General features: G+C 42.0%; 2 protein-coding genes. Both read left to right on the top strand.

Annotated elements, in window-relative coordinates; genetic code table 11:
• Positions 1-398, top strand: a 398-nt coding sequence (gene dapF / locus IE142_RS39745; RefSeq protein WP_191889428.1) for a diaminopimelate epimerase, incomplete at its 5' end; no start/stop codon positions are given.
• A 24-nt stretch (positions 399-422) separates the two neighbouring features.
• A partial coding sequence (locus IE142_RS39740) for a DUF484 family protein (protein WP_191889427.1) occupies positions 423-776 on the top strand: 354 nt, incomplete at its 3' end.

Raw genomic sequence — 776 nt, 5'->3', positions numbered from 1 at the left:
CGATGGAACGAACAGTTCTATGTGGTGTGGTGTCAATGGGAAATCCGCACTGCGTGATCCAAGTGGAAGATATCAAAACTGCGGAAGTTGAGTCATTGGGCTCAGTATTGGAACAACACGAACGCTTTCCAGAGCGCGCCAATATTGGTTTTATGCAGGTGGTTGATAGAAATACATTGCATTTACGGGTATTTGAACGTGGTGCTGGAGAAACTCAAGCTTGTGGAAGCGGTGCCTGTGCCGCTGTCGCGGTGGGGATCTCCCAAGGTTTATTAGATAGAAAAGTGAAAGTTAATTTACCGGGTGGATCATTATCAATTGAATGGAAAGGTACAGGAAACCCACTTTATATGACAGGACCTGCTGTGCATATTTATGATGGAACAATCCAGCTATAATATTATTTTTGAGAGGTGCTTGGTATGACGGATAAGAATGAGCAGTTTTGTTACCCTGAGAAAAACGAACTCAACGATCAAACCATCATTGATTATCTCAAGGAGCATCCTGGTTTCTTTATCCGTAATGCCAGCTATATTGAGCAAATGCAAGTTCCTCACCCAGTAAGAGGGAGTATCTCATTAGTTGAGTGGATAATGTCACGTCAGCGAACACGTATTCATTATCTTGAAGAGGATATGCGTTTGTTGATTGAGCAAGCTGCAGAAAATGAATCTCTATTTAGCCAATTACTAAGGCTTATCTCTGAGTTATCCCGCTGTAATTCATTAAAGGAAATGTTGGAACAGTTAAATCTTTGGGCGAAGGAGTTAGGG

The organism is Streptomyces mutabilis (assembly GCF_014649815.1).
Classification (GTDB): domain Bacteria; phylum Actinomycetota; class Actinomycetes; order Streptomycetales; family Streptomycetaceae; genus Streptomyces; species Streptomyces mutabilis.
Note: the sequence above shows the minus strand (reverse complement) of the source record. Positions and strands in the feature narration are given on the sequence as shown.